This window comes from Duganella lactea, from assembly GCF_009857505.1.
Lineage (GTDB): Bacteria > Pseudomonadota > Gammaproteobacteria > Burkholderiales > Burkholderiaceae_D > Rugamonas > Rugamonas lactea.
Genome location: NZ_WWCP01000050.1, coordinates 22,628 through 30,086, shown reverse-complemented (window position 1 = coordinate 30,086; position 7,459 = coordinate 22,628). Strand labels below are relative to the sequence as shown.

General features: G+C 62.2%; 8 protein-coding genes. 6 read left to right on the top strand and 2 right to left on the bottom strand.

What is annotated here, in order from left to right; genetic code table 11:
* Positions 1–192: 192 nt before the first annotated feature.
* Positions 193–666: an RCC1 domain-containing protein gene (locus GTP44_RS28305; protein ID WP_371867322.1), complete on the top strand. Its 474-nt coding sequence runs from the start codon at positions 193–195 to the stop codon at positions 664–666.
* A 296-nt stretch (positions 667–962) separates the two neighbouring features.
* Here the strand turns inward: GTP44_RS28305 and GTP44_RS28420 are convergent, their stop codons facing one another.
* Complete coding sequence (locus tag GTP44_RS28420) at positions 963–1,094, bottom strand: hypothetical protein (protein ID WP_443093275.1); 132 nt, start codon at positions 1,092–1,094, stop codon at positions 963–965.
* Between the two features lie 7 nt (positions 1,095–1,101).
* Positions 1,102–1,623 carry a transposase gene (locus GTP44_RS24755; RefSeq protein ID WP_443093274.1) on the bottom strand — a complete coding sequence of 174 codons (522 nt, stop codon included), beginning with the start codon at positions 1,621–1,623 and terminating at the stop codon, positions 1,102–1,104.
* Between the two features lie 227 nt (positions 1,624–1,850).
* Here GTP44_RS24755 and flgG point away from each other — a divergent pair, with 227 nt between their 5' ends.
* The 5 genes from flgG to flgK are packed head-to-tail and all read left to right on the top strand — an operon-like array spanning position 1,851 to position 7,451.
* Complete coding sequence (gene flgG / locus GTP44_RS24750) at positions 1,851–2,642, top strand: flagellar basal-body rod protein FlgG (RefSeq protein WP_160990676.1); 792 nt, start codon at positions 1,851–1,853, stop codon at positions 2,640–2,642.
* A gap of 10 nt (positions 2,643–2,652) precedes the next feature.
* The gene (locus GTP44_RS24745) at positions 2,653–3,306 is read left to right on the top strand and encodes a flagellar basal body L-ring protein FlgH (RefSeq protein WP_160990675.1); all 654 of its coding nucleotides are present in this window, start codon (positions 2,653–2,655) and stop codon (positions 3,304–3,306) included.
* A 35-nt stretch (positions 3,307–3,341) separates the two neighbouring features.
* Positions 3,342–4,442, top strand: a complete 1,101-nt coding sequence (locus GTP44_RS24740) for a flagellar basal body P-ring protein FlgI (RefSeq protein WP_161021505.1) — start codon at positions 3,342–3,344, stop codon at positions 4,440–4,442.
* Positions 4,443–4,453: 11 nt separating this feature from the next.
* Complete coding sequence (flgJ, locus tag GTP44_RS24735) at positions 4,454–5,428, top strand: flagellar assembly peptidoglycan hydrolase FlgJ (protein ID WP_161021503.1); 975 nt, start codon at positions 4,454–4,456, stop codon at positions 5,426–5,428.
* A 52-nt stretch (positions 5,429–5,480) separates the two neighbouring features.
* Positions 5,481–7,451: a flagellar hook-associated protein FlgK gene (gene flgK / locus GTP44_RS24730; protein ID WP_161021502.1), complete on the top strand. Its 1,971-nt coding sequence runs from the start codon at positions 5,481–5,483 to the stop codon at positions 7,449–7,451.
* The last annotated feature ends 8 nt before the right edge of the window (positions 7,452–7,459 follow it).

Sequence of the window (7,459 nt, the reverse complement as noted above, 5' to 3'; positions counted from 1 at the left end):
ACCACGAAAAAGGTGGTTCTGGACAGCAAGACAAGTGCCAAAAGGTCTGAAGCCGCCGTGCGAATCCGTCCACAGCCGGCGTTTTCTCAGCACATCAGTTCAAATCAGCAGTAATTCGAGGTCCCCTATGGCCAGCTGGGCATTGGGGTAGCTGACTCGAAGGATGGAGCCACGTATGGCGCACCCAATTATGTGGTCGGACTAAGTGCAGATGTGACATCTGCTGCGGGGGGCGACGTCTACGGTTGCGCTGTAAAAACAGATGGTACGGTTCTTTGTTGGGGGAACAACAGGAGCTCTATGTTTGGTTTCAGTGGCCTGGGTACCTATCCCACTCCACGTGTAGTTCCAAAGGTGCGCAATGATGCCCGTACAATAACCGCTGGTTTCTCTCACACATGTATAATTACTTCAAGTGGAGGCGCGCAGTGCTGGGGGCGGAATGGTTCGGGACAGTTGGGGAATGGCCGTGCCTTACCCGAAGACGCGCCATCGGATGTCATTGGAATTAATGAAAAGATTACTTCGTTGGCTTTAGGTGGTAATCATACGTGTGCACTTCTTGAAAGTGGGACAGTTAAATGCTTTGGGTCGGCGTCAGTTGGCGAACTGGGAACCGGAACAAAGGTGTATAGTCCGGTTCCAGTAACAGTGAATTTGGATTAAGGAAGTTTAAGCAGGTAAGTGTTTAAATGGCAGGCCAGTGACCGTAGATAGTCATGGCTTGCGTGATTGTCTTCAAGTGTTGGGCATCTCGAATTACCGCTGATGTGGAGCGTGAACTAAAAATATAAGCTCGCTGAGAGCGCTGGAGCCGTCCGCCATGCTGCTTTGCGGTTTATTTTGCAATCCGAGTCTGCCGTTTTCGGCAGTCCAGATGGAACTCGGGCGTTAAACCCCCTCGATCCCTGCCTCCTTGCAATAGGCAAAGCGGCGCAAGTTGTAGGCTGCCGCTTTCCAGTTCAGATGCAGCGTTGCGCGTGCCAGGCCGATTGAGCGCAACGTTTTGCCGCCCAGTTGCGCCAGTTATTGACGTAACCTTTATCGGTGTAGATGTCATGGCTGGTATTGGACGGATCGATCACCGCTTCCAAGTGCAAGCTATCGTGCTCGCTGGCGGTGCTTTGCCGGCGACCAATCGACTGGCATGGGCTTCGCGTCGACGAGCTCTTTTTCGTCTTTCTTGATCGACTGCTTTGGCGTTGGCACGATGCTCGCATCAATCATCTGGCCACCGCGTGCCATATAGCCATGTCGGGACAGTTGGCGGTTAATTGCCTGGAACACGGTCTCGCTGGCGCCAGCTTCGATCAGACGCTCTTTGCCAGATGTGGTGCGGTCCGTAATATGGCTGCTGTGGCGTAGCCCGACAAAACGCTGGCAGCTGAGGCGGTCGAGCAGTTGGAATTTAAATAGCTGTTGAACCAGCAGCACGCGTATCATCAGTTCGGTGGGAAATGGCGGGCGACCGCTGCGCTCGCGGCTGGGGCGTGGCGCGGCATGATCGACCGATGCGGCCAATGCCGCGAAGTCAACATGCTGCTCCAGTCGCCGCACCGTGTCGCCAATCTCGCTGAGCTTCGCTTCACGTTCTTGGTCGGCAAACAGGCTGTGTTTGAGCATCGGAGTCAGGTCAGGAATGGTTCGCTAACATCATGCCAGAACTGGGGAGGTTTTTCGAGGTGCCCTGTAGTGTGCAAAAGTCTTTTGAATCCCACAGCGACTGTACGGGCGCCTGAGAATAACGCCGCAAAAGCCACCCAGATCCTCGCTTTGAGTTGACCGCCTGTCCCGCATAATGCTTGCATGGGATGAACAGCTAACGTTCGTCCGGCATTGGGAGAAGCAACATGATACGTTCGTTATGGATCGCCAAGACTGGCATGGAAGCGCAGCAGACGCAGATGGACGTGACGTCCAATAATCTGGCCAACGTCAGCACCAACGGCTTCAAGAAGTCACGCGCCGTGTTCGAGGATCTGCTGTATCAGAATATCCGCCAGCCGGGCGCGCTGTCGTCGCAGCAGACCAATCTGCCGTCCGGCATGCAGCTCGGCACCGGCGTGCGCCCGGTCGCCATCGAGCGCATCCACACCCAGGGCAATCCCCAGTCCACCGGCAACGACAAGGACATCATGGTCAACGGCAGCGGCTTCTTCACCGTGCTGCTGCCGGACGGCACCACCGCCTACACCCGCGACGGCTCGTTCCAGCGCGATAACAACGGCCAGATGGTGACCTCGGAAGGCTTTGTGCTGCAGCCGGCCATCACCATTCCGATCACCGCGCAATCGATCACCGTCGGGCGCGACGGCACCGTCTCGGTCAACGTCGCCGGCGCCGGCGGCGCGACCACCACCCAGCAGTTGGGCAGTCTGCAACTGGCCACCTTCATCAATCCGACCGGGCTGGAGTCGAAGGGCGAGAACCTGTATGTCGAAACCACCGCCTCCGGCGCGCCGCAGCAGAACACGCCGGGCACCAATGGCACCGGGCTGATCCTGCAAGGCTATGTGGAGACCTCCAACGTCAACGTGGTCGAGGAGATGGTCAATATGATCCAGACCCAGCGCGCCTATGAGATCAATTCCAAGGCCATCACCACCTCCGACCAGATGCTGCAAAAGCTGTCGCAGCTGTAAGGAAACGATCATGAACTACGTCATCACTCTGCTGGCCGCCGCTGTGCTCAGCGGTTGCGCCGCCACCCCGAGCTCGATCGTGTCTGGACCGAAATCCGCGCGTCCGCTGACCAGCGAGCAGTTACAGGCGGCGCCCAACAACGGCGCCATCTACCAGCCGGCCGCGTTCCGCCCGGTGTTCGAGGACCGCCGCGCGCGCCATATCGGCGACGTGCTGACGCTGGTCATCACCGAGCGCACCTCGGCCAATAAATCCGGCACCGCCACCGGCAACAAGTCCGGCAGCGTCAGCGCCGCTATGCCAGCCAAGCTGCAAAGCACCTTCGGCAATCCGCTGGCGGTCAGCACCACCAACACCTACGCCGATGGCGACACCCAGGCCGCCAGCAACGCCTTCACCGGCACCATGGGCATCACGGTGGTCGAGGTGCTGGCCAACGGCAACCTGATCGTCGCTGGCGAGAAGCAGATCGGCATGAACAAGGGCACCGAGTACATTCGCTTCTCCGGCATGATCAACCCGGACAGCATCGCCACCGGCAACACCGTGCAATCGACGGCGGTGGCCGACGCCCGGGTGGAATACCGCACCGCCAACAGCATTGACCGCGCCGAGCTGTCGTCGATGGCCTCGCGCTTCTTCCAAAGCCTGCTGCCGTTCTGATGATCATGAAAACTCCTCTCAAAGCCGCACTGCTGATGTGCCTGTCCGCGTGTCTCGCCGTCGTGGCGGCGCCGAGCCAGGCCGAGCGCATCAAGGACCTGGCCAGCGTCGCCGGCGTGCGGAACAACCAATTGCTGGGCTATGGCCTGGTGGTCGGCCTCGACGGTTCGGGTGACCAGACCACGCAGACCCCGTTCACCGTGCAAAGCGTGATTTCCATGCTGCAGCAGCTGGGCGTCAACCTGCCGCAGGGTGGCTCGCAGCTGCAACTGAAAAACGTGGCGGCGGTGATGGTCACCGCGACCCTGCCGCCGTTCGCGCAGCCGGGCCAGCAGCTCGACATCACCGTGTCGTCGATGGGCAATGCCAAGAGCCTGCGCGGTGGCACGCTGCTGATGACGCCGCTCAAAGGCGCCGACGGCCAGGTCTACGGCATGGCCCAGGGCAATGTGCTGGTCGGCGGCGTCGGCGTGCAGGCCGGTGGCGGCGGTGGCGGCAGCTCGCTGACTGTCAATCACCTGAGCGTGGGCAAGATTTCCGGCGGCGCGACCGTCGAGCGCGCGGTGGCCACCAGCCTGGGCGAGGGCAATATGATCAAGCTGGAGCTCAACAACGCCGACTTCGCCACCGCCAGCCGCGTGGTCGAGGCGATCAATGACAAATACGGCGCCGGCATCGCCTACGCGCTGGACAGCCGCGTGATCCGCGTGCAGGCGCCCAGTAGCAGCGACCAGCGCGTGAGCTTCATCGGCACGCTGCAGGACATGCAGGTCAACCCGGCCGAGCAGTCGGCCAAGGTGATCATGAACGCGCGCACCGGCTCGGTGGTGATGAACCGCGCGGTGACGCTGGAGACGTGCGCCATTTCCCACGGGAATCTGTCAGTGTCGGTCAACGCCGACACCCAGGTGAGCCAGCCCAACGCGCTGTCCGGCGGCCGCACGGTGGTCACGCAGAACCCGCAGGTGGGCATCAAGCAGGACGCCGGCAAGGTGATGCTGGTCAAGGGCGGCGCTTCGCTGGCCGAGGTGGTCAAGGCGCTCAACGCGATCGGCGCCACGCCGCAAGACCTGCTGTCGATCTTGCAGGCAATGAAAGCCGCGGGCGCGCTGCGCGCGGAACTCGAAATCATTTAAGCAGGTGCACCATGGCTAGCCCAACTTCGACCTCCAATGACCTGAGCGGCAAATTCGCGCTGGACCTGCGCGATATGGGCAGTCTCAAGCAGTCGGCCCGCGCCGGCAGCCCGGAGGCGCTGAAAACCGCGTCGACCCAGTTTGAAGCCATGTTCGTCAACATGATGCTGAAAAGCATGCGTGAAGCCACGCCGCAGGAAGGCATGCTGGACAGCCAGCAAAGCAAGACCTTCCAGACCATGCTGGATCAGCAGACCAGCCAGAACATCGCCAAGAAGGGCGTTGGCCTGGCCGACATGCTGGTGCGCCAGTTGTCCAAGCAGGGCGACGCCCAGGCGCTGGCCATCGGCGGCGATGCCGGCGACAAGGCCAGCGGCGCCAACGGCGGCAGCTTTGCCGGCATGGCCAGCCTGATGGACGCCAAGCTGCAACGCGCCATCGCCGCCGCCGGCGGCAACGCGGCCGCCACCGCCACCGCCACCTCCGCAGCCGCCACCAGCACCAGCGCCAGCAAGGGTTCGCAGGCGCCGCATGTGCGCAGCTTCCAGGAAAAACTGGCGTCGCACGCGGAAGAGGCCAGCAAGGCCACCGGCATTCCGGCCAAGTTCATGCTGGGCCAGGCGGCGCTGGAATCGGGCTGGGGCAAACGCGAGATCAAGGCGCGCGATGGCAGCAGCAGCAACAACCTGTTCGGCATCAAGGCCACCGCCGACTGGAAGGGCAAGGTGGTCGAGGCCACCACCACCGAATACGTCAACGGCAAGGCGCAGACCAAGGTCGAGCGTTTCCGCGCCTACGACAGCTACGCCGACAGCTTCAAGGATTATGCGAAGTTAATTACGAGCAACCCACGTTACGAAAAAGTGCTGGCCAGCGCGGGCGACGCCGCCAGTTTTGCCCAGGGGCTGCAGAAGGCCGGCTACGCCACCGACCCCAACTATGCCAACAAGCTGACCAGCATCATCAAGCGTTCGCTGGCGGGATGATCAAGTTTCGGCAATCGCTGCCGTAAACCTCACTACTTAGAGCGAATTTATCATGAGTCTACTCAGCATCGGCAGAAGCGGCTTGTTGGCGGCCCAGGTGGGCTTGTCCACCACCGGCAACAACATCACCAACGCCAATACGGCCGGCTACAACCGTCAAGTGGCCATCCAGGGCGATACCGGTACCCAGTACCAGGGCTTCGGCTATGTCGGTACGGGCACCGAGATCGCCGCCGTGCGCCGCTATTACGACAATTTCCTGGCCACCTCGCTGCGCAACGCCGAGTCCAATCAGGCCTCGCTGAACACCTATAGCCAGCAGATCGGCCAGATCGACAATCTGCTGGCCGACCCGAGCGCCGGCCTGTCGCCGGCGCTGCAGTCGTTCTTCGCCGGTGTGCAGGATGCCACCGCCAGTCCGGCCTCGTCGGCGGCGCGCCAGTCGCTGCTGTCGAACGCCGAGTCGCTGGCCGCGCGTTTCCAGGGCATGAGCGCGCGTCTGACCGAGATGTCGGCCGGCGTCAACAGCACCATCACTTCCAGCGTCAACGAGATCAACGCTTACGCCAACAAGATCGCCGAGGTCAACAACACCATCGCCGGGCTGACCTCCAGCACCGCCGCGCCCAACGATCTGCTGGACAAGCGCGACCAGATGCTGACCGAGCTGAGCAAGCTGGTCAAGATCAACGTCACCGAGGGCGACAACAATATGCTGAACGTGCAGTTCGGCAGCGGCCAGCCGCTGGTGGTGGGCAACCAGCCCTTCCAGCTGACCACGTCCACCTCGGCGACCGACGTCAGCCGCGTCACCATCGGCTACCAGAGCCCCAACGGCAACTTCAGCGAGTTGCCGGACACGGTGTTCACCGGCGGCCAACTGGGCGGCATTCTGCAATTCCGCGGCGACGCGCTGGACAAGGCGCAGAACGCGCTGGGCCAGATCGCCGCCGGTCTGGCCACCGCCTTCAACGCCCAGCACGTGCTAGGGCAGGATCAGAACGGCGACCTGGGCACCAACTTCTTCAACCCGATCCAGGCCTATGTCGGCTACAGCACGCGCAACTCGCCGTCCAGCACGGTCACGGTGAGCGCGGTCGTGACCGACGCCAGCGCGCTGACCAGCAGTGACTACAGTGTCGATTACGACGGCGCCAGCGCCACCTTCAACGTCACCCGCAAGAGCGACGGCAAGGTGACGCAGATCAATCCCTTCCCGCAGACCGAGCCGCAGGTGATTGATGGCGTGGCCTACACGATTGATCCGGGCGCGAACGGCCCGCAGGACAAGGACAACTTCCTGGTGCGGCCGACCTACACCGCCGCCAACAGCTTGACGGTGGCGATCAAGGACAACGCCAAGATCGCGCTGGCGGCGCCGGTCACCACCGCGGCGCCGACCAGCAACGCCGGCAACGGCAAGATCTCGGCCGGCACGGTGGATCAGAATTACCTGACGCCGGGCAACGCGCTGACGGCGCCGGCGACGCTGACCTTCAACAAAACCGACAACACGCTGTCCGGCTTCCCGGCTGGCAAGGAGGTGACGGTGACCGTCAACGGCACCGCCACCGTGTACCCGGCTGACACGCCGGTGCCGTACACGGACGGCGCCAGCATCAGCGTTGGCGGCGTCAACTTCACGATCAGCGGCACGCCGGCCGACCAGGACAAGTTCACGGTCGGTCCCAACACCAGCGGCGTCGGCGACAGTCGCAACGGCGCCATGCTGGCCGCGCTGCAGACCAAGAACGTGCTCAACGATGGTAATGCGACCTTTCAGACCACCTATGCCCAGATGGTCAACGTGGTCGGCACCAAGGCGCGCGAAGCGCAGATCGGCGGCACCGCCGCCGACGCCGCCGTTAAGCAGGCCACCAATGCGCAGCAGGCGGTGTCCGGCGTCAATCTGGACGAGGAAGCGGCCAACCTGCTGCGTTATCAGCAGGCCTACCAGGCCAGCGGCAAGGTGATGCAGGTGGCCAGCCAGCTGTTCGACACCCTGCTCAGTCTGGGCAGATAAAGCAATTC

Excerpts from the sequence above, each read along its gene's own strand:
- GTP44_RS24755 (WP_443093274.1), bottom strand. The coding sequence starts at position 1,623 with ATGCTCAAACACAGCCTGTTTGCCGACCAAGAACGTGAAGCGAAGCTC.
- flgG (WP_160990676.1), top strand. The coding sequence starts at position 1,851 with ATGATACGTTCGTTATGGATCGCCAAGACTGGCATGGAAGCGCAGCAG.
- GTP44_RS24745 (WP_160990675.1), top strand. The coding sequence starts at position 2,653 with ATGAACTACGTCATCACTCTGCTGGCCGCCGCTGTGCTCAGCGGTTGC.
- GTP44_RS24740 (WP_161021505.1), top strand. The coding sequence starts at position 3,342 with ATGTGCCTGTCCGCGTGTCTCGCCGTCGTGGCGGCGCCGAGCCAGGCC.
- flgJ (WP_161021503.1), top strand. The coding sequence starts at position 4,454 with ATGGCTAGCCCAACTTCGACCTCCAATGACCTGAGCGGCAAATTCGCG.
- flgK (WP_161021502.1), top strand. The coding sequence starts at position 5,481 with ATGAGTCTACTCAGCATCGGCAGAAGCGGCTTGTTGGCGGCCCAGGTG.